The organism is Catenulispora sp. MAP12-49, assembly GCF_041262705.1.
Lineage (GTDB): Bacteria > Actinomycetota > Actinomycetes > Streptomycetales > Catenulisporaceae > Catenulispora.
On sequence record NZ_JBGCCP010000004.1, the window covers coordinates 102,102 to 120,911 of the forward strand.

The 18,810-nt window shown below is 72.1% G+C and carries 22 protein-coding genes; 15 read left to right on the forward strand and 7 right to left on the reverse strand.

The window, feature by feature from the left end:
- Positions 1-3: 3 nt before the first annotated feature.
- The 3 genes from ABIA35_RS10485 to ABIA35_RS10495 are packed head-to-tail and all read left to right on the forward strand — an operon-like array spanning position 4 to position 3,664.
- On the forward strand, positions 4-894 hold the full coding sequence (locus ABIA35_RS10485; protein ID WP_370357688.1) for a xanthine dehydrogenase family protein subunit M: 891 nt from the start codon (positions 4-6) through the stop codon (positions 892-894).
- The gene (locus ABIA35_RS10490) at positions 879-1,385 is read left to right on the forward strand and encodes a (2Fe-2S)-binding protein (protein ID WP_370357689.1); all 507 of its coding nucleotides are present in this window, start codon (positions 879-881) and stop codon (positions 1,383-1,385) included. The genes ABIA35_RS10485 and ABIA35_RS10490 overlap by 16 nt, the downstream gene beginning before the upstream one ends.
- Positions 1,382-3,664 carry a xanthine dehydrogenase family protein molybdopterin-binding subunit gene (locus ABIA35_RS10495; protein WP_370357690.1) on the forward strand — a complete coding sequence of 761 codons (2,283 nt, stop codon included), beginning with the start codon at positions 1,382-1,384 and terminating at the stop codon, positions 3,662-3,664. Before ABIA35_RS10490 ends, ABIA35_RS10495 begins: the two co-directional genes overlap by 4 nt.
- On the opposite strand, the gene ABIA35_RS10500 is transcribed toward ABIA35_RS10495, so the two are convergent.
- Together ABIA35_RS10500 and ABIA35_RS10505 are read right to left on the reverse strand one after the other, a co-directional pair.
- Positions 3,657-4,805 carry a GNAT family N-acetyltransferase gene (locus ABIA35_RS10500; RefSeq protein ID WP_370357691.1) on the reverse strand — a complete coding sequence of 383 codons (1,149 nt, stop codon included), beginning with the start codon at positions 4,803-4,805 and terminating at the stop codon, positions 3,657-3,659. The two genes, ABIA35_RS10495 and ABIA35_RS10500, sit on opposite strands and share 8 nt — an antisense overlap.
- Positions 4,802-6,214 carry an MFS transporter gene (locus tag ABIA35_RS10505; protein ID WP_370357692.1) on the reverse strand — a complete coding sequence of 471 codons (1,413 nt, stop codon included), beginning with the start codon at positions 6,212-6,214 and terminating at the stop codon, positions 4,802-4,804. The genes ABIA35_RS10500 and ABIA35_RS10505 overlap by 4 nt, the downstream gene beginning before the upstream one ends.
- Positions 6,215-6,372: 158 nt before the next feature.
- On the opposite strand from ABIA35_RS10505, the gene ABIA35_RS10510 reads away from it, so the two are divergent.
- Entirely contained in the window at positions 6,373-6,669 is a 297-nt protein-coding gene (locus tag ABIA35_RS10510; protein ID WP_370335173.1) for an ArsR/SmtB family transcription factor, read from the forward strand.
- A gap of 85 nt (positions 6,670-6,754) precedes the next feature.
- On the opposite strand, the gene ABIA35_RS10515 is transcribed toward ABIA35_RS10510, so the two are convergent.
- From ABIA35_RS10515 to ABIA35_RS10525, 3 genes are all read right to left on the reverse strand, one after another.
- Positions 6,755-6,925 carry a hypothetical protein gene (locus ABIA35_RS10515; protein ID WP_370334154.1) on the reverse strand — a complete coding sequence of 57 codons (171 nt, stop codon included), beginning with the start codon at positions 6,923-6,925 and terminating at the stop codon, positions 6,755-6,757.
- 62 nt (positions 6,926-6,987) lie between these two features.
- Positions 6,988-7,266, reverse strand: coding sequence for a hypothetical protein (locus ABIA35_RS10520; protein WP_370334155.1), 279 nt, complete (start codon positions 7,264-7,266; stop codon positions 6,988-6,990).
- Positions 7,267-7,398: 132 nt separating this feature from the next.
- Entirely contained in the window at positions 7,399-8,562 is a 1,164-nt protein-coding gene (locus tag ABIA35_RS10525; protein WP_370357693.1) for a PP2C family protein-serine/threonine phosphatase, read from the reverse strand.
- A gap of 99 nt (positions 8,563-8,661) precedes the next feature.
- Here ABIA35_RS10525 and ABIA35_RS10530 point away from each other — a divergent pair, with 99 nt between their 5' ends.
- From ABIA35_RS10530 to ABIA35_RS10555, 6 genes are all read left to right on the forward strand, one after another.
- Complete coding sequence (locus ABIA35_RS10530; RefSeq protein ID WP_370334157.1) at positions 8,662-9,153, forward strand: MarR family winged helix-turn-helix transcriptional regulator; 492 nt, start codon at positions 8,662-8,664, stop codon at positions 9,151-9,153.
- 222 nt (positions 9,154-9,375) lie between these two features.
- The gene (locus tag ABIA35_RS10535) at positions 9,376-9,705 is read left to right on the forward strand and encodes an STAS domain-containing protein (RefSeq protein ID WP_370334158.1); all 330 of its coding nucleotides are present in this window, start codon (positions 9,376-9,378) and stop codon (positions 9,703-9,705) included.
- A gap of 12 nt (positions 9,706-9,717) precedes the next feature.
- Complete coding sequence (locus ABIA35_RS10540; RefSeq protein WP_370357694.1) at positions 9,718-11,109, forward strand: PP2C family protein-serine/threonine phosphatase; 1,392 nt, start codon at positions 9,718-9,720, stop codon at positions 11,107-11,109.
- 128 nt (positions 11,110-11,237) lie between these two features.
- Positions 11,238-12,236: a B12-binding domain-containing protein gene (locus ABIA35_RS10545; RefSeq protein ID WP_370357967.1), complete on the forward strand. Its 999-nt coding sequence runs from the start codon at positions 11,238-11,240 to the stop codon at positions 12,234-12,236.
- Positions 12,233-12,922 carry an STAS domain-containing protein gene (locus tag ABIA35_RS10550; protein WP_370357695.1) on the forward strand — a complete coding sequence of 230 codons (690 nt, stop codon included), beginning with the start codon at positions 12,233-12,235 and terminating at the stop codon, positions 12,920-12,922. The genes ABIA35_RS10545 and ABIA35_RS10550 overlap by 4 nt, the downstream gene beginning before the upstream one ends.
- The gene (locus ABIA35_RS10555) at positions 12,919-13,353 is read left to right on the forward strand and encodes an ATP-binding protein (protein ID WP_370357696.1); all 435 of its coding nucleotides are present in this window, start codon (positions 12,919-12,921) and stop codon (positions 13,351-13,353) included. The genes ABIA35_RS10550 and ABIA35_RS10555 overlap by 4 nt, the downstream gene beginning before the upstream one ends.
- Before the next feature lie 19 nt (positions 13,354-13,372).
- Here ABIA35_RS10555 and ABIA35_RS10560 read toward each other — a convergent pair whose 3' ends face one another.
- Complete coding sequence (locus tag ABIA35_RS10560; RefSeq protein ID WP_370334162.1) at positions 13,373-14,224, reverse strand: hypothetical protein; 852 nt, start codon at positions 14,222-14,224, stop codon at positions 13,373-13,375.
- Positions 14,225-14,420: 196 nt separating this feature from the next.
- Between ABIA35_RS10560 and ABIA35_RS10565 the strand changes: the two genes are divergently transcribed.
- From ABIA35_RS10565 to ABIA35_RS10580, 4 genes are read left to right on the forward strand one after another with little or no spacing between them, the layout of a single operon-like run.
- A complete protein-coding gene (locus ABIA35_RS10565; RefSeq protein ID WP_370357697.1) occupies positions 14,421-15,275 on the forward strand; it encodes a DUF1206 domain-containing protein in 855 nt (284 codons plus the stop codon).
- 32 nt (positions 15,276-15,307) lie between these two features.
- Complete coding sequence (locus tag ABIA35_RS10570) at positions 15,308-16,669, forward strand: diacylglycerol kinase family protein (protein ID WP_370357698.1); 1,362 nt, start codon at positions 15,308-15,310, stop codon at positions 16,667-16,669.
- Complete coding sequence (locus tag ABIA35_RS10575; protein ID WP_370357699.1) at positions 16,666-17,226, forward strand: phosphatase PAP2 family protein; 561 nt, start codon at positions 16,666-16,668, stop codon at positions 17,224-17,226. Before ABIA35_RS10570 ends, ABIA35_RS10575 begins: the two co-directional genes overlap by 4 nt.
- Positions 17,223-17,762 (forward strand): hypothetical protein, encoded by a 540-nt coding sequence (locus ABIA35_RS10580; RefSeq protein WP_370334166.1) that lies wholly within the window; start codon positions 17,223-17,225, stop codon positions 17,760-17,762. Before ABIA35_RS10575 ends, ABIA35_RS10580 begins: the two co-directional genes overlap by 4 nt.
- Here ABIA35_RS10580 and ABIA35_RS10585 read toward each other — a convergent pair.
- On the reverse strand, positions 17,759-18,169 hold the full coding sequence (locus tag ABIA35_RS10585) for an NUDIX domain-containing protein (protein WP_370334167.1): 411 nt from the start codon (positions 18,167-18,169) through the stop codon (positions 17,759-17,761). The genes ABIA35_RS10580 and ABIA35_RS10585 overlap by 4 nt on opposite strands.
- Before the next feature lie 193 nt (positions 18,170-18,362).
- Between ABIA35_RS10585 and ABIA35_RS10590 the strand changes: the two genes are divergently transcribed.
- On the forward strand, positions 18,363-18,809 hold the full coding sequence (locus ABIA35_RS10590; RefSeq protein ID WP_370334168.1) for an ATP-binding protein: 447 nt from the start codon (positions 18,363-18,365) through the stop codon (positions 18,807-18,809).
- Position 18,810: the final 1 nt, after the last annotated feature.

Genomic DNA, 18,810 nt, shown 5'->3' on the forward strand with positions numbered 1-18,810 from the left:
CGAATGCGACTGTATCGGCCGAAGAGCTGGGACGAGGCGCTGGCCGTGCGCTCCGAGCACGCCGATGCCGTCCCGATCGCCGGCGGCACCGACGTGATGGTCGCCTTGAGCCGGGACCACTTCCACCCTCCCGCGCTGCTCGACCTCAGCCTGATCCCGGGGATCGCGGACTGGCAGGAGGACGGGGACCGGATACACCTCGGCTGCGGAACCACCTACACCGGCATCGGCGAGCGGCACGCGCTCCGGCTGCCGGGCCTGGCCATGGCCGCGCGCGAGGTCGGCTCCCGCCAGGTGCGCAACCGGGGCACGATCGGCGGAGCCCTGGGCACCGCCTCGCCGACCGGGGACCTGCATCCGATGATGCTGGCCGCCGACGCGGAGGTCGGACTGTGCTCGGTCCGTGGTGCCCGCTGGGTTCCGGCGTGGCAGTTCTATCTGGCCTCTGGTTCAGAGCGCACAGCCCTCGCGCGGGACGAGCTGATCGTCGGCGTGCGCGTTCCCAAGCCGACCGGACCGCAGCACTTCGTCAAGATCGGGCAGCGCCGGGGCGTGGTGAAGGCGGTGTGTTCCGTCGCCGTCGAGCTGGACGTCCGGCGCCGCCGGGCCCGGATCGGGATCGGGGCCGTCGGGGACATGCCGTGCCGGGCGTTCGTCGCGGAGGACTTCCTGGCCGCCGGACTGGACGAGCAGGCCTGGGACGCCGACGAGCCGCCGGCCGACGACCTCCTGCGGCGGTGCGGCGACCTGGCGGCCGGCGGCTTGGACGCCCGGACCGACTTCAGAGCCGGCGCCGCGTACCGCGCGCACGCGACCGCGGTGCTCGTACGACGGAGCCTGCGCAAAGTCTGGGACGACCGGCGAGGCGAGGAGGTCTCATGCGGATCAGCGTGACCGTGGACGGCAAGACGCACAGCGCCGAGGACGTCTGGGCCGGCGAGAGCCTGCTGCGCCTGCTGAGGGATCGCTGGGGCCTGACAGGCGTCAAGAACGCGTGCGAACAGGGGGAATGCGGATCCTGCTCGGTCCGGCTCGACGGCGTTCTGGTGAACGCCTGCCTGGTCCCGGCTGTGCAGGCCGACGACCGGGAGGTGAGCACAGTGGCCGGGCTCGGCGCGGTCGGAGACGGACCGGGCCTGCATCCGGTGCAGCGCGCGTTCCTCGAGGCCGGCGCCGTGCAGTGCGGCTTCTGCTCGCCGGGCATGGTGATGGCCGCCGACGACCTGCTGCGCCGGATCCCGGACCCGACCGAGGCCGAGGTCCGGGCCGAGATGGCCGGCAATCTGTGCCGCTGCACCGGTTATCAGGCGATCGTGGACGCGGTCCTCTCGGCGGCCGGCGGTGAACGCGCAGGCGAACGCGCAGGGGAGGGACGGCTTTCGTGAACGACGTCATCGGCGGCAGCCCGCGGCGTGCGGACGGCGCCGCGAAGATCTCAGGGGTCTTCGAATACTCCTCCGACCTGGTCGGCGACGGCATGGTGTGGGCCGCGACCCTGCGCAGTCCGCATGCCCACGCGCGGATCCTGGCCATCGACACCGAACCGGCCCGGAAGCTGCCCGGCGTGCGGGACGTGATCACCCACGAGGACATCCCCGGCCGGCGGCTCTACGGCCAGATGATGGTCGACCAGCCGGTGCTGGCCGGTGACGTGGTGCGCTATCACGGCGAGCCGGTCGCGGTCGTGGCGGCCGACGACCCGGAGACCGCGCGCCTGGCGGCCGAGCTGATCCGCGTCGAGTACGAGGTGCTCACGCCGGTCACCGATCCTGTCGCGGCCGCCGAACCGGATTCCCCCGAAGTGCACCCGGGCGGGAATGTGGTGGCCCGCAAGGTGATCCGCAGCGGCTCGGCGCAGTCTGGGGAGTTCCCGGCGGCCGCGGTCGTCGTGCGAGGCGAGTACACGGTCGGCATGCAGGACCACGTGTTCCTGGGGACCGAGTCGGGGCTGGCTATCCCCGACGGTGAGGGCGGCGTGCGGCTGCAGGTGGCTACGCAGTGGCCGCACGTGGACCAGGAACAGATCGCCGCCTCGCTCGCTCTGGACTCCGACCAGGTCGTGGTGAGCATGGCCGGGGTCGGCGGGGCGTTCGGCGGACGCGAGGACCTGTCGGTGCACATCCCGGCCTGTCTCATCGCCCTGCGTCTGGGGCGCCCGGTGAAGATGGTCTACTCCCGGACCGAGTCGTTCTTCGGCCACGTGCACCGCCATCCGGCGGTCCTGCGCTACGAGCACGGCGCCGATCCCGACGGCCGGCTGGTCTACGTCAAAGCCGAGATCTTCCTGGACGGCGGCGCCTACGCCTCCAGCTCGCCGGCCATCGCCGGGAACGCGGCCACGCACGCCGTCGGGCCCTACGCCGTGCCCCACGTGCACGCCGAGGCCGTGGCGGTCTACACGAACAACCCGCCGTGCGGCGCGATGCGGGGGTTCGGCACCGTCCAGCCGTGCTTCGGCTTCGAGAGCCAGATGGACCGGCTCGCCGAGGCGGTCGGCGTCGACCCGGTGGAGATCAGGCTTCGCAATGCCCTGAGCGAGGGCGGCAGCCTGCCGACCGGGCAGGTGCTGGACAGCGCCGCCCCGGTGGCCGAACTGCTGACCCGGCTGCGCGCGCTGCCGGTCCCGGAGCGGACCTCGCAGGATCCGGCGATCGTCCGGGGCGTGGGCTACGCGAGCTGCCTGAAGAACGCGATGTTCTCCGAGGGCTTCGACGACCACTCCACAGCCAACGTCCGGTTGCGCGTGGTCGGCGGAGCGCCGGTCGCGACGGTGACGAGCGCGGCGGCCGAGGTGGGGCAGGGCGTCCTCGGGGTGAAGCGCCAGATCGTCCGGACCGAGCTCGGGGTCGGCGACGTCGAGGTGGTCGGCGCGGACACGCGGTTCCCGTCCGCCGGGCCGGCGTCGGCGTCGCGGCAGACGTACATGGTCGGCGGCGCGGTCCGCGCGGCGTGCCTGGAGGTCCGCGAGGAGGTGTTCACGCTGGCCAGAGCGCGGCTTGGCGAGGCTCGTGCCGAGCACGGGGACCCGGCTGAGCACTGGGACCCGGCAGAGCACTGGGACCCGGCAGAGCACTGGGACCTGGCCGAGGACTCGGTCGTCGACGCGGCCGGCGAGCCGCTGATCGGCCTCGCGGAGTTGCTGGGGGAGAACGTCATCGACCGGACCAGCCGGTTCCACCACCGGACCACGGAGCCGCTGGATCCGGTCAACGGACAGGGCGATTCCGCGGTGACGTTCGGCTTCGCCGCGCACCGCGCGGTCGTGGACGTGGATGTGGAGTTGGGGCTGGTCCGGGTCGTCGAGCTGGCCATCGCCCAGGACGTCGGGCGGGCGGTCAACCCGCTGGCGCTGCGGGGCCAGCTGAGCGGCGGGACCGTGCAGGGGGTCGGGCTGGCCTTGATGGAGGAGCTCCAGGTGGCCGACGGGCAGGTGCTCAACGCGTCTCTGTCCGGATACCTGATCCCCACGATGGCCGATGTGCCGTCGGTGAACGTGGACCTTCTGGAACTGGCTGATCCGCATGCGCCCTATGGCGTCCGGGGGATTGGGGAGTTGCCGGCCATCTCCTCCACGGCGGCCGTGGCCGCAGCCGTGCGCGCGGCGACCGGGCGCCCGGTGAGCAGGGTGCCGATCCGGCCGGAGGACCTGGTGGATCTCAGCTGAAGGCGTCCCAGAGTTCGGAGTCCAGCGCCCGGTCGATGAGCGGAGAGGATGCGCTGAGTTTCGCCACGAAGCCCGCGTTGTGGGCCCGGATCTCGGCGTCCAGGCCGGTCAGGACGCTGCGCTCGCTGAGGTCCAGCAGCCACAGCGGGCGCAGTACCGCGCCCCGCGCGGCCTTGACCTCCTGGGAGGAGATGCCGGCGTGCAGCCACCGCACTCCAGGACGCTGAATGGGCAGGTAGTAGGCGAGGTTGAAGTACTCGCCGGCCCCGTCCAGTCGGTCGTAGTCGAAGCCGACCGCACGCAGGTAGACGGTGTCGTCCCGGCGGTAGAACAGGCAGAAGGCGACGGGCGGTTGTCCCTCCTTGGAACACAGCAGGACCCTGCCATGCTCGCCGGCGACCTCGCCCTGCGTGCGGAAGGACCGGATGAGCGCCTCGACGTCGGGGGAGCGGCCATAGCGCAGTTCGGTGCGGGCGAGCAGGCGTGCCACGTGCTCGTGGGCCTCACCCAGGCTCATTTCCTCGACCTGATAGCCGGCCTCCTCGAACCTGCGCATCTCCCGGCGGACGCTGTTGCGGCGTCCGGCCGAGAGCGTGCTCAGCCAGTCCTCGAAGCCGCCCTCCGGAATCGCGATCCAGGCGTCGGAGTTCAGGGCGACCGGGAGGGTGTCCACGCCGCAGGCGCGCAGCAGGAGCACGTCCTCGGTGGTCAGGTACATCGCGACCTGAGCAGGCGGGACGTCGGCGCGCGGAGCTGGCAGGGAACGCAAGGCCTTGAGGAGATACTCCGCGGCCACCTTGCGATCCGCGCCGGGGGTCGTCATCACGTGGCTGAGATAGCCGCGGCGCGCGCCGACGAGGATGCCCTCGGGCGCCGGGCTCGGCAGTCCCCGGGCGGTCAGGAGGTCCTGCCAGCGTGAGTTCGGATTCGGTTCGCGCTGGACCGAGGCGATCGGCAGCGCGGCCCGGCCGCCGCCGGGCAGGTCGACGTGCAGGCCGCCGGAGGTGCTTCCGGCGGGGAGTCCGCACAGGCGCAGCCACAGCGCGGTGGAGTAGAAGCGCTCGCCGGCGATCTCGTCCCAGACCGTGTCCGGCAGTCCGCCGAGGGCATCGGCGAAGTAGTCGGTCTGGCCACTGGTCATCGGGATGTCTCCTTCTCCGAGGCGGCTTCTGCTGGGGCTTCTGCTGGGGCTCCTTCTCCAGCTTCTTCCGCGGGTTCTTCCTCCGAGAGGGCGGCCGAGGGGGCGGCTTCCTCAGGCGGCTTGGGCCGCAGGGCTTCGGCGGGCAGGCTCCGTTCGAGCAGCAGCAGGGCGGGGATCGCGCAGGCCGTCAGGATCGCCAGCACGAGCCAGGGCAGGCCGGGGCTGACCACGAACAGCTGGGTGAAAAGGACCGGCGCGATGATCTTCGCGACCTGGTAGCCGTACTGGTAGACGGCCATGTAGCGGCCGCGCAGCTCGCTGACGCTGGCCGCGGCGGCCAGCGCGGTCGAGGTCGGCGACTGCATCATCTCCGCGACCGTGAACACCAGCATGCCGACGAGCAGGAACGGGATCAGGGCGGCGTGCGGGACATGCGGGGCGGCGGCCATGGCCAGGGACCACAGGACCCACAGGACACCGGCCGCCGCCAGCACTCTGGTGCGCCGGCGCGTCGCGACGGTCCTGGTGACCAGGGCCTGCGTGAGGACCAGCAGGGCGGTGTTGACGGTGAACAGGGTCCCGGCCAGCCAGCCGGGCCCGGCCAGGCCCTTGACCACGTAGACCGGCAGGGCGACGACCACGATCGTCAGGCACAGGGAGTAGGCGAGGTTGGTGGCGGTGAAGGCGAGGAACGGGCGGTCTCGCAGGACCGTGCGATAGCCGCCGTGCGCGGCCTTGGCGGGCTTGTCGGCCTTGTCGGCCTTCCCTGTCTTGCCTGCCTTCCCGGCCCGACCGGCGTTGTCGTCCGCGGTCCGGTCGTCGGTGACCATCGAGGCCAGCAGGATCGCCGCCACCCCGAAGCTCACGGCGTTGGCGATGATCGCGACCTGGTACAGCCAGTGCCGCCCCGACCCGACCACGAGACCGGCGAGCAGCGCGCCGGACCCGGTCCCCAGGCTCCGGGTCACCGAGATGCGGGCGTACCAGGCGTCGAGCTGCCGGCCGGCCGACGTCTCGGCGACGAAGGTGAAGACGGTGGTCCAGTACGACCGCTCTCCGATCCCGACCAGCAGGGCCGCGAAGAGCAGGGCGACGACGCCGTGGACGAACAGGTAACCGCAGAACCCCACGCCTTGCAGCACCTGCGCGGTCACGACGATGCGGCGCGCGCCGAACCGGTCGGCGCAGGCCCCGGCGAGCAGCGGTATCGGGAGCGTCAGGGCCGTCGCGGCGCTCAGCGCCAGCCCGACTTCCCGCAGGGGCAGCCCCACCACCAGAGTGAAGTAGAGCAGCGACAACGGCAGATACAGACCGCTGCCCAGCGCGTCGATGCCGAGCGCGACGAGCATCGCCGTCCGGGTCGGACGCCGCTCCCGGGTGACCGCGGCGTGTGGACCTTCCCCGCTCATAAGCTCCTCATCGGTCGGACCGGCGACTGGCGCCGGTCTACTATCAGAGCTTTTAGATAGTAGAACCCCTATATAGGCACCGTCAAATATATGCAGGTGATCGGCATGTCGCCGCGCGATAGGATGACCTGGTGCCCTCCTCCGACGACCCGTTGGCCATGCTGCGAGCGATCGCCCATCCGACGCGCCTGGGTATGCTGCGCCGGCTCGCGGCCACGCCCGAGACCTGCGCCTGCGACTTCACCGACCTGTTCGCCGTCCGCCAGCCGACCATCTCCCAGCATCTGAAGGTGCTGCGGGAGGCGGGCCTGGTCCGCACCCGGCGTGAGGGTACGAAGATCTGCTATTCGGTCCGGCCGGAAGCGATCGCGCGACTGGCGGAGGTCGTCTCCTCCCTCCAGCCGCCGGCGGACGCGCCGCTGCCCGCGCAGCACTCGGTGACGGTCGGCGTGTGATCCGGAATAAACGGCCGCGCCCCGTGTGCGGCAGAGCCCGATACTTCTCTGCCGTACACGGGGCGGTGGGTGGCTTTTCTTCCGGTCAGCGGCGGCGGCGGGCCGTCCACGTGGTGCCGACGCCGAGCAGGTGCAGGGCCAGGGCGACCAGGCCCAGGAGCATCAGGCTCGTGGGGTCGAACCAGATGTTGGTCGAGGTGCCGCTGCCATGGATGAAGTAGGCGATGCCGAACAGTACCGCCGCGATCAAACCCATTGTGGTGCCGCCTCTCGGTCAGTGGTTTTCAGGAGGCCCCCGCGTACCCAAGCGTCGGAGGTTCAACCGCTCGGATGTTCGTATTGCCGCGCCGGCGGTGGCTCGGCGGCGGCCAGGCGGTCCCGGTCGGAGAGGATTTCCAGCGTGCGGATCCGGCGTGCCTGTTCCCAGCGTGCGCGCTCCTGCTCGGCGAACTGCCGGAGCGCGGCGTGCTGCTCGGGGAGCAGATCCGGGGCCGTCGCGGCCTGCTCTTCGCTGTCGTCCAGCGTGGTCATCCAGGCCGTGCCGACGACCGTCTCGGCGGCCCAGACGACGTCGTGCTCTGATATCTGGTCGAGCACCCGCGAATACGTAGCCTGCCTCTTTCGGGACTTCCACGGCATCATGGCTGCTCCTGCTCGTCGTTCGGGAGGGCACCGGGTACCCAGCCGGACGGCGGCCTAACAAACGATCTTCGCCGCGCGGAAGTCCGGTCAGTCCCGGGCCTCGTCGCCGAACCAGTCCAGACACACCACGACCGCGTCGTCGTCGGCGTCGGCCGACCTGTGCTCCGACACCTCGCGCAGGATCGCGATGGGCACCTCGGCCGGCGGCAGCAGGGCCGAGTCGTTGATGCCCCGGTGCAGGGCCTTCTCGACGTAGGCCTCGCCCAGCGGCGAGCTGGCGGTGTGCACGCCGTCGCTGACGATCACCAGCCGGTCGCCGCGTCGCACCTGGAAGCTCTGCGGCTTGTAGGCCGTCTCCTCGAACATGCCCAGCGGCAGCTGGGGTTCGACGGTGACCTGCTCGATGGAGCGTCCGCGGCGCCGCCAGATCTGCGGCGAGCCGGCGTCCACGACCGTCACCTCGCCGGTGTCGTAGGCGAAGGACATCAGCAGGGCCGCGACATACAGGTCCCCGCGATGCTGCGCGAACACGGCCTGGTCGGCCAGCGCCGCCTGGTCGGCCAGGGTCAGGCCCGCGCGGCGGGCGTTGCGCAGGGCGTTCACGGCCAGGGACGTCAGCAGCGCCGCCGTGATGCCCTCTCCCATGCCGTTGACGACGGTGAGAATCAGGCTGGTGTCGTCGGCGGCCCAGTCGTAGCCGTCGCCGCGGATCGCGTAGGCCGGCTCCAGTTGGGCGCCCAGGGCGTATTCGCGGCGCCGGCTGGAGCGGCCGGGCAGCAGCTCCCACTGGGTCTCCGCGGCCAGGGTGAGCCGGGCGGCGCGGCGGGCCCGCTGGTAGCGGTCGGTGTCCCGGTCGGCGACGACGATCTCGTGTCCGAGCAGGCGGGCGACGGCCTCCAGCGCCTCCACCTCGGCGCTGCCGGCGTCGTCGGAGGGCAGGCGCGCGGTCAGGGTTCCGTGCCGGTCGCCGCGCACGGTCATCGGCACGGTCACGACGGTGGTGCCGTCGTCCGGCCGATGGACGAGCGGCTGCTGCCCGGCGAACACCCGGCCCTCAACGCTGTCCCGGACGGGCAGCGGGACCGAGTCCGGCGGGCCGGCGACCGGGATGAGCACCCGCAGTCCGTAGTCGACCAGGTGCACCTGCGCGTCGCTGACACCCATGGTGAGCAGGACGGCCCGCAGCGTCTCCGGCAGCGCCTCGGGGGCGGCCGAGTGCAGCGCCCGCTGCACTGCTGGGTAGTCGATCACTTCGGTTCCTGATTCTGTGTCGGTCGTCGGGCCGTCGTGGCGGGTCTCGTCGGGCGGGTGCGGGTGGTTGCCTCGGCTTCGCAGTGGCACAGTGGTGGGGTGCCCCAGGATCCGCCGCTGTTCGAGACGGTCGCTGGGACGGCGGCCGCCGTCGTGGAACTGCTGGACGCCTTGCAGGGGCGGGGCCTGGAGTCGCTGCCCGGGGGTCCGGTTCCACCCTCTCAGTTGCGGGCCCTGCGCGCCATCGAGCGCTCCGAGGGCATCAACCTGCGCGCCCTGGCGGATGTGCTGGGAACCCGGCCCCCGGCCGCCAGCCGGCTGTGCGACCGCATGGAGGCCGACGGCCTCATCCAGCGCACCCCGAGCAGCAACAGCCGCCGCGAGGTCGAACTGCGGCTGAGCCCGCGGACCCGCCGGGTGCTCGCCGACGTCCGCTCCGCCCGGCTGCGGGAGCTGCAGGAGGTCGTCCAGACGCTGCCGCCGGATTCGCTGGCGGGGCTGTCGATCCATCTTGACCTGCTGCGGGCGGCGATCGAGGAGCGCCTTCGGGCCCCGGGACCGGACGGCGATCACGAGAGCGGTGTGGCGTGACGGTGCGGCGGTACTGGCGATGGTCTTGACCGCGATGACGCCGCGCGGTGGCGGACGGCGGCGCTTCGGGGACCGGCGGAATGTTGCTACATGTAAACGATTGAATCTAGAGTCGACTCGGGCGGCACCCGCCGCCCGGGTCGACCGCGCCGCCGCAAGGCGGACCGCGTCCGTCCGACGCCGACCAGGGGTCCCCGTGCCCCCCGCACGCAGGATCGTGACATGAACAGTTTCCTCCATACCGTCACCGACCACGGTGACCACGCGCTCGTGACCCTTGCCGGCGATCTGGACTTCGCGGCCCACGCCGACCTGGAGGCCCAGGTCGTCGCGCTGGTCGGGGCCGGACGCCCGGTCGTCGTCGACTGCGCGGGGATCACGTTCATGGACTCCATGGGCCTGCGCGCCCTGGTCGCGGGTCTGCTCGCGGCCGAGGACGCGGGCCTGGGCTTCGCGTTGGCCGCGCCCTCGGCGCCGGTACTGCGCGTGCTGGAGCTGTCCGGCACCCTCGAGCGCTTCTCGGTGCGGGAGCCGGATCCGGAGCAGCTGTAGGGGGAGAGCGCGGTGCGCATCGTATCGGTGACGGACAGTCCTGACTCGCTCCTCGCGGCCGGCTCGGTGCAGGACCCCGGCGGCACCGCCTTCCTGGTGGAGGCGTCGAACCAGCTGATGTCCTCCCTCAACGTCGAGCGGTCCCTGGAGATCACGGCGACCCTGGCGGCCCGGCACCTGGCCGAGGTCGCCGTGGTCGTCGCGCCGCCGTCCCGGCGCCGCATCTCGATCACCCGCGCCACCCGGGGCGGCGCCGTCGAGCGTCAGGTGCTGCGGGTCGACCCGGCCGAGGTGCCCGGATTGTCCGAGGCGCTGCAGGGCTTCCCGCCGGTGCCCTCGCGCTGGATCGACCCGGCCACCGCCCCGGACTGGCTGGTGCCCCACGGCCTGGAGGAACCGGGTTCGCTGATCGTGACCCCGCTGCCGGGCAACGGGATCCCGGCCGGCGCGCTCATCCTGCTGCGCGGCCGGGGCCAGGAGCGGTTCACCGAAGCCGAGGAGGCGCTGGCCCGGGTGTTCGCCGCGCGCGCCGGCGCCGCGATCAGCGCGGCGCTGCTGTTCACGCGGCAGTCCGCGCTGGCGCGCACACTCGCCGAGGACCTCATGCCGCCGCGCCTGACCCGCATGCAGGGTGTGGAGCTGGCCGGCGGATACCGGCCGGCCGGCGACGAGCAGCGGCTCGGCGGCGACTTCTACGACGTCCACGGACCTGTGCCCGGCGATCCCAACGATCCCGGTGATCCCGGTGATCCCGGCGTCCTGGTGGTCTTCGGCGACGTCTGCGGCAACGGCGTGGCGGCCGCGATGCTCGCCGGGAAGATCCGGACCAGCATCGCCGCGCTGCGGACGGTGGAGAGCGATCACGAACGCATGCTGCAGCTGCTCAACCGCGCGCTGCTCAGCTCCCGGCACACCCGCTTCGCCACGCTGGTGCTGGCCTCGGCCCGGCGCGTCGCCGACGGCGTGGCGGTCCGGGTGACCTGCGGCGGCCACCCGCCGCCGCTGGTGGTGCGCAACGACGGGACCGTGGAGCGCACCACGACCCGCGGCACGCTCATCGGGGCGGTGGAACCGGTGCGGGCCACCAGCAGCGAGATCCTGCTGGCCCCGGGGGAGACCTGCCTGCTGTACTCCGACGGCATCACCGAGGCCGTCGGCGGTCTCACGGGGACCGAGTTCTACGGCTCCGACCGGCTCGAGCAGGCGCTGGCCGGCTGCGCGGGACTGCCCGCCGAGGCCGTCGTCGAGCGCGTCCAGATGCTGGCCGAACAGTGGCTGGCCTCGAACCGGCGCGACGACATGGCCGTCGTGGCCATCACCGCGCCCATGACGCCGATCACAGTTCCGGTTTCGAATGCCGCGGTCGGGGATATCCGGGCAGCCCGTAACGGTGATCACAGCTAAAAGTGGAGAGAACGCGAGTGGGTGAGTACTCCGACTGGTTCAGCGGAGCGGACACGGGCAGGGAGGCTGCCGACGGTGTTCCCACCGCTGTGAGCGCGCAAGCAGTCAGCGACTATTGGAACGCCCTGATGGTCCGAGACGAGTCGGCCGCGCTGGCCGCGGCCTGGACCGCCTTGGACCAGGGCGTCCCGCCGGAGAGCGTGGTGCTCGACCTGGTCGGCGCCGCGCAGTCCCGGGTGGGCGCCGAATGGGCCGCCAACCGGCTCGGCGTCGCCCAGGAACACGCCGCCACCGCACTCGGCGACCGCGTCCTGGCCGCCCTGGGCGGACATCCCGCCTATCGGCGCTCCGCCTCCGAGTCGCGCGGCCGGGTCACGGTGGCCTGCGTGGACGGCGAGTGGCACGCGATGCCGGCCCGGCTGCTGGCCGAGGTGCTCTCGCTCGGCGGCTGGCGGGTGGACTTCCTCGGCGCCCACGTCCCCGGCCCGCACCTGATCTCGCACCTTCACGAAAGCGGGCCGGACGTCGTGGCCCTGTCGGCGAGTCTGGCCCTGCGGCTGCCCGATGCGCACGCCGCGATCACCGCGTGCCAGGCGGCTTCCGTCCCGGTGCTGGCCGGCGGCGCGGCCTTCGGCCCGAACGGCGAGTACGCGCGTCTGCTCGGCGCGGACGCCTGGGCCCGCGACGCGCGTTCGGCGCTGGCCGTGCTCGACCGGCCGATGCCGCGCCCGCGTCCTCCGCATCAGGCCGTGGACGACCTCCCGCATCTGGCCGACCAGGAGTACACATACGTCGCGGCCAACCGGACGCGGATCGTCGCGGCGATCGTGGCGGCGCTTCAGGAACGCGTCCCGGCGATGCGCGAGTACAGCCCGCAGCAGATGCAGTACACGATCGAGGACATCGATCATGTCGTACGCTTTCTGGCCTGCGCGCTGTACGTCGACGACGCTTCCCTGTTCGCGGCGTTCATCGCCTGGACGCGGGCGATCCTCACCGACCGCGGCGTCCCGGCGCATGCCTTGACCAGCGCGCTGGATCTGCTCGGCACGCAGCTGCGGGACTTCCCCCGGGCTGTGAGGTTGAACTCGGCCGGGCACGCGGCGATGGAGGCACAGGCGGCATGACCGAGCTCGCGGTGGAACCGATTCTCGGCGACGACGGTTGCGGTGGCGACGGCGCGGTGCTGGGCTTGCGCGTGCGCGGAGTCCTCGACCAAGACAACGCCGAGGAATTCTTGGAAGCCTTTCGCGCGGCCCTGCCAAACCTGCGTGCCGCGGGCAGCGATATCCGCATCGACTGCGCGGACGTGCGCTCCTGCGACTATGCCGGGTTGTCGGCGCTGTTGATGGCGCGGCGCGAAGCGGCGGAGATCGGCGCGCAGCTGGTCCTGGAGCGGCAGAGCCCGCAGCTGGCGGCGCTGCTCTCGGTCGGCGGCGTCAGTGACCTGTTGTCGCAGGACCCTGACGACGAACGGCCCGAGGTGGCGGTGGCCTGGGCCGGCCCGGTCCCGGTGATCACCCTGTCCGGACAGGTCGACCTGGACAGCGTCGAAGACATCACCGCCGCGTTCGCCGAGGCCCGCGAGGGCGCGCGGGAGGGACGGATCGTCGTGGACCTGTCCCGCCTGGAGTTCGCGGACTCGACCACGCTCCACGTCCTGCTGCGCGCCCGGGCGTCGGGCGAGCTGGTGCTGGCCGGCCCGCTGCGTCCCCCGGTGCGCCTGCTGTTCCAGATCACGGACCTGCTCGAGGTGTTCCGCATCGCCGACGGCCTCGACGAGGCGATCGGCGCCCAGGACGTGGCCCCTTGACGAGCGAGCAAGAGCGCCAGACCCCGGAGCACGGCGCCCCCGAGGACAGCAGGCTGGTCATCACCTCCGACCAGGCCGACCTGGCCGGCGCGCGCCAGATCACGGCCGACCACCTGGGCGACTGCTGCGACTGGGTCGACCGCGACGCGGTCCTGCTCGTCGTCTCGGAGCTGCTCAGCAACGCGGTCCTCCACGGCGGCGGCTGGTGGCGGCTGCTCGTGACCGCCTCGCCGGGACAGCTGCGCATCGAGGTCGAGGACAAGGAAAGCCACGTCCCCACCATCCGGCACCTCGACATGAAGGGCACCCCCGGCGGCCTGGGCATGCACATCATCAGCAAACTGGTCACCAGCTACGAGGCGGCGGTACATCCCGCCGGCACCGGGAAGACCATCCGCGCCCTGTGGAGCAGGCCCGCGCTGCCCAGTTAGTGAGTTCTCGGCGGTCTCTCTAGCGCGGGTGCAGACGATGAAAGACGGACTCGGGGAACATGGCTTCGGCCAACGCCTCCCGGGAGTGGCCGAAGCGGGCGGGCAGCTTGTAGACGCTCAGTTCCACGCCCGCTTTGCGGGCCACGTCGGTGATCGCCGATTCGGTGAAGCCGCGGACGTCGAATGTCCCCAGGTGCCGTGAGCGGCTGTCGAGAAGCACCAGCAGCTCGATCGGCTGCGGTCCCGGCTTCAGCAGGGCGATGCCGGCGACGACGGGGGCGGCGGGCGGTGCTGTCGGGACGCCCTTGCCGCTGCCCATCGCCGGCGGAAGGAAATCGGACTCGACGCCGCCGGCGGAGACGGAGCGGCGGTGGCGGCGGCCCCGGCCGTCGAAGATGATCAGGGTCTCGCCGGTCCAGCGGATCTCTGAACAAGCACGCTGATACACGGTGTCCGCGCGCGCCGAGGCACGGTCGGGACTGGCCTTGCCCGGGGCGAGGTAGTCGATCCGGCGGGGATGGGCCGAGTCGTGTCGGAAGATCTCTGCCGAGCGGGCCGCTGCTTTCCGGTCGATCGCGACCTGCCGTCCGGATACCGGTTTGTCGCCGCCGGGTGGCCGCAGGGCCAGCTCGAGCAGAAAGCCGACGGGCAGGACGACCACCATCAGGACAACGCACGTGACGAAGCCCAGACCATGGCGTCCGATCGCGAGCAAGCAGCTGGTGAACGTCCCCAGGGCCAGACCGGCGCGGTTGAACTTGCGGAACCAGCGGTATGCACGGAGCTCGCCGGCCGGCGTCGCTCGACCCCACAAAGTCGCCTTGTCGCGGGTCATCGCCAGCACCGACTGAGTGCGCCTGTCCTGCGGCATGGCGGCAGCGTACGGGCCGGAACCGTTGCAGGACAACGGATTCCGGCCGGATCCGGTCGCGCGACCCGTTTCTCGCACATCAGTATGTCCGATCTCGTTTGCCTCCCCGGGTCAGGGGCATGCGGAGCCGACGCCGGCGGGCTGCGTCGAAATCCGCGTCGAAGTCCGCGCCGGCTGCTGAGGAAAGGGAACCGGGATGAGTACACGCGCCGTATCGCGGACCCGTCGGCCGGGTTCGTGGACCCGGCACCGGGGCTCGCCGTCCGCGGTGTCACACAACAAGGTCCTGGACGGCCTCGGCCGCGCCGGCTTCGTCGCCCGCGGCGTCGTCTACCTGCTGATCGGCTGGATCACGCTGCTGATCGCGCTGGACCACCGCTCCGGTGAGGCCGACCGTACCGGCGCCCTGGAGCTCATCGCCGGCAAGCCGTTCGGCTTCGTGGTGCTCTGGTTCCTGGTCGTCGGCTTCGCCGGGATGGCGGCGTGGCGCGCGATGCTGGCGGTGCGCCCGCATCGGGCCGACAAGGACAAAACAAGCTCCCGGCTGACCTCGGCGGGCAAGGCGGTGCTGTACATCGTCGCCGCGTACACCACGGCCCGGTTCGCGGCCACCGGCCACGCGGGCGGTTCCTCGAACCAGCAGTCCACCGACTTCACCACCGACCTGATGCGGCACAGCGGCGGCCGGTGGCTCGTCGGCGCGGTCGGTGCCGGGCTGGTGGTCGGCGGCCTGTTCATGATCAAGGGGGCGCTGCAGAAGAAGTTCGCGAAGGAACTGCGGACCGACTCGCTGTCCGGCCCCGCGCGGCGCAGGGTGCTGATCCTCGGCACCGTCGGCAAGACCGCGCGCGGCGCGATCGTCGTGGGCGCGGGCGGCTTCCTGATCGACGCGGCCGTCAGGTTCGATCCTTCGCGCGCCCGCGGTGTGGACGGCACCCTGCGGGCCCTCGCCGCCGCTCCGCTCGGCACGGTCGCGCTGATCGTGATGGCCCTGGGCCTGGCCGCGTTCGGTGCCTACTCCTTCTGCGAGGCACGGTGGCGGCGCTTGTGACGGCGGGCCGAGCGTCCGCCGGGAGGAGCCGGGTGAGCGTCGATCGCCGGTGCCGAACGCTGGCCCAGATCGCCGTGGTCTGTCTGCTCGCGACCGTGGCCGCGCTGGTGGTCACCGTCATCTTCTACCACGGCCTGATCATGGTCGCGGCGGTGCTGTCCACGGTGCTGCTGACCGGGGTCGGCGCGTGGTGGTTCATCGCGCGCCGCGGAGTCCTGAGATGGCTGGGAGCGGCGGTGGCGGCGGCCGCGCCGGCGGTGCTGATCGTGCTGTCCGCCGTGGCCGGCTTCTGGCTCGACGGCGTCGCGGTCGCGGTGCTGGGCGGCGCCGGGCTGCTGTGCGCGCGGGCGGCGGTGCGCGGGCTGGACCGGCCGCCGGAGTTCGCGCGGCCGCGCTACCGGCGTACCGCCCGGCCCCGCCGGCCGGTGCTGATCATGAACCCGGCCTCCGGGGGCGGCAAGGTCGGCGAGTTCGGTCTGGTGGACAAGGCCGAGGTCCTCGGCGCACGGGTGCTCCTGCTGGACCCCGACGCCGACCAGGACGTCGCCGCGATGGCGCGCCGGGCCGTGGCCGAGGGCGCGGACCTGCTCGGCGTGGCCGGCGGCGACGGGACGCAGGCGCTGGTGGCGGCGGTCGCGGCCGAGCACGGCCTGCCGTTCCTGGTGCTCTCCGCCGGCACCCGCAACCACTTCGCGATGGACCTGGGCCTGGACCGCGACGACCCGGCCGCGGGCCTGGACGCCCTGCGCGACGGGGTGGAGCTGCGCGTGGACCTCGGGAGCGTGGCGGGGCGGCCGTTCGTCAACACGGCGTCGTTCGGAGCCTATGCCGAGGTCGTCCAGAACCCGCGGTATCGGGACTCGAAGGCCGGAACGACGCTGGACAGCCTGCCCGACCTGCTCCCCGCCGACGAGGCGGCGATCACCGTGGACGCGGACGGCGACCGGCTGCCGCCGCCGCAGGTGCTGCTGGTCAGCAACAACCCTTATCTGGAGTCCGGCACGCTCGGCGGCGGGCGCCGTCCCCGCCTGGACCGCGGAGTCCTGGGCGTGGTGGCGGTCCGGGTGGAGGGCGCGCTCAGCGCGGCGCAGACGGCGCTGCTGGGGGCCGGGTCCGCGGCGGTGACCGTGCGCGACGCCCGCGAGGTGCGGGTCGACGGGGCCGGGACGACGATACCGGTCGCCGTGGACGGCGAGGCTCTGAACCTGGAGACGCCGGTGATCTGCACGATCCGCCCCGGTGCGCTGCGCGTCCGGGTGCCGCGCAACCGGCCCCGGACCGCACCGCACCGGCCGCTGCGGACCGAGTGGCGCACCGTGCTGGGCTTGGCGCTCGGCCGTTTCGGGACCGATCTGCATGCCGGGACCAACCCGCACACCGGCGGTGAGCAGTGAGCGCCCCGTCGTTGGTGCGCAGGCTCGGGGACCTCGACGCGCAGGCGTACGCCGCCGTGGCCCGCACGCCTACTTCCGACGCGGTCGACGTGGCGCTGCGCAAGCTCTCGCGGGCCGCGAACCATTCGAAGATCTCGTTCACCGTCGCCGCGGTGCTGGCCTGCCGGCCCGGAGCGCCGCGGCTGGCCGCCGCGACCGGGGTGGGCGCGGTCGCCGTCGCCTCGGTGACCGCGAACCTGCTCGCCAAGCGGCTGGCCCGCCGGCATCGTCCGGCGCGCGCCGAGCCGGGACTGTTTCCGAGGCGGTATGTCGGGATGCCGCGCTCGGCGTCGTTCCCGTCCGGACACACGGCCTCCGCGGTCGCGTTCGCCGTCGCCGTCGGGAAGGTGGTGCCGGCCGCGGCGGCCCCGTTGGGGGCGTTGGCGGCGGTCGTCGGATACTCGCGGGTCCACACCGGCGTGCACTATCCCGGTGACGTGGCCGGGGGAGCGGTGCTCGGTGTGGGCAGTGCCGCACTGGTACTCGTTGCGGGGCGGAGGATTCGGGAGGGGATGTGAGTGCTGATTCGGTGTCCGGCGCAGACCGGGCGAACGGTACGACCGTCGACGGAGCGGTGGTCACCCCGCCGCGCAACGTCCCGCACTGGACCGGGTGGCTGCTGCTCGCTCTGGGCGTGTTCACGCTGCCCTGGACGGCGAACCTGGCGATCGACCTGCCGGACAAGTCCGAGGCGGCGCACTACAACGCCTCATGGGTCGGATTCGACCTGCTGCTGTGCGCGCTGCTGATACGCACCGGCTGGTCGCTGCTCCGCCGCCGGGCCTACGTGGAGGTCACGGCGGCGATGACGGCGGTCATGCTGTTCATCGACGCCTGGTTCGACGTGCTGTCGGCGCCCACGGCGAAGGAGTTCGCGGTGGCCCTGGCCTTGGCCCTGTGCGTCGAGCTGCCCCTGGGATTCTTCTGCCTCTGGGTCTCGGTCCGGGCCGAGTATGAGCGCCGCCGCCGCGAGGAACTGATGAGCACCGTGGTCCAGCGCCTGCTGGAGCTCAACCGTCGAAGGCCCGCCCGGAGAAGGCGTCGGCTGCCCTAGCTGAACGGCCCGAGGACATCCGGGCTGAAAAGCATGCGGGCGTTGCCGACCAGTTCCTTCGCGGCGATCTCGTCCGGGGTGAGGAACAGCATCGCCTGCCCCTCGCCCAGGACGACGTCGTCCTGGCAGGCGTCGGTACGGCCGGTGAACACGTGGAAGCGGACCCCGGCACCGTCGACGTCGAGCTGTTCCACGACCCGGTCGAACTCGAGGACGGCGGTCAGCCCGGTCTCCTCAAGGAGTTCGCGGTGTGCGGCGGTCGCCGCGTCCTCGCCGGGTTCCAGCCGTCCGCCCGGAGGAGTCCACCGGTCCGGTTCCGGGTGCGCGTCGTGACCGCGATGTTGCATCAATACCCGGCCGGCCCGGTCGGTGAGAACGACGACCGCGACCTCGGTGAGGATCTCCATGCGGCCGACGCTAGACGAGACCTCGGACACGTTCGCCGGACACGTTCGGCTGCCACACGACCATCGCCGGCGATGTGACGCGCGTAACGCTCGGCACCACCGTTTGGTTCGCATCGCCTTGGGTACAGCGGCTCCTCGCCCACCGGGTGAACCGGCAGCGGCCCGCACAATCAGACACCGCCGGAGAGCAGACATGGATCCTGAGACACAGTCCGAGGGGACATCCCGCGTGGCCGAGGCCGACGCCGAATCGGTGCTGATCGTGGTCCCCGCCGACGCCGACTACCTGCCGGTCATCCGCTCGGCCAGCGCGCACGTGGCGACCCGGGCCGGGTGCACCCTTCCGGAGGTCGCCGACCTGCGCCTGGCCGTCGACGAGGCCTGTGGGCTGCTGCTGCGGCACACGGTGCGCGACGAGCGGGCCGGGCTGTCCGGGCTCGGCGACCTGTCGTGCCGCTTCGTCCTCGACGCTTCGGCGCTGCGCGTGGTCCTCAGCCGGGACGCGCGCAACGCCGCCCGGCCGCAGGACGACGAGTTCGGCTGGACCATCCTCAGCGCGCTGGTGGATGACATCCAGTGGCGGGTGGACGGTCCCACGGTGCACGTGGAGATCCTGAAGCGCCGCACGGCAGGAGAGTGAC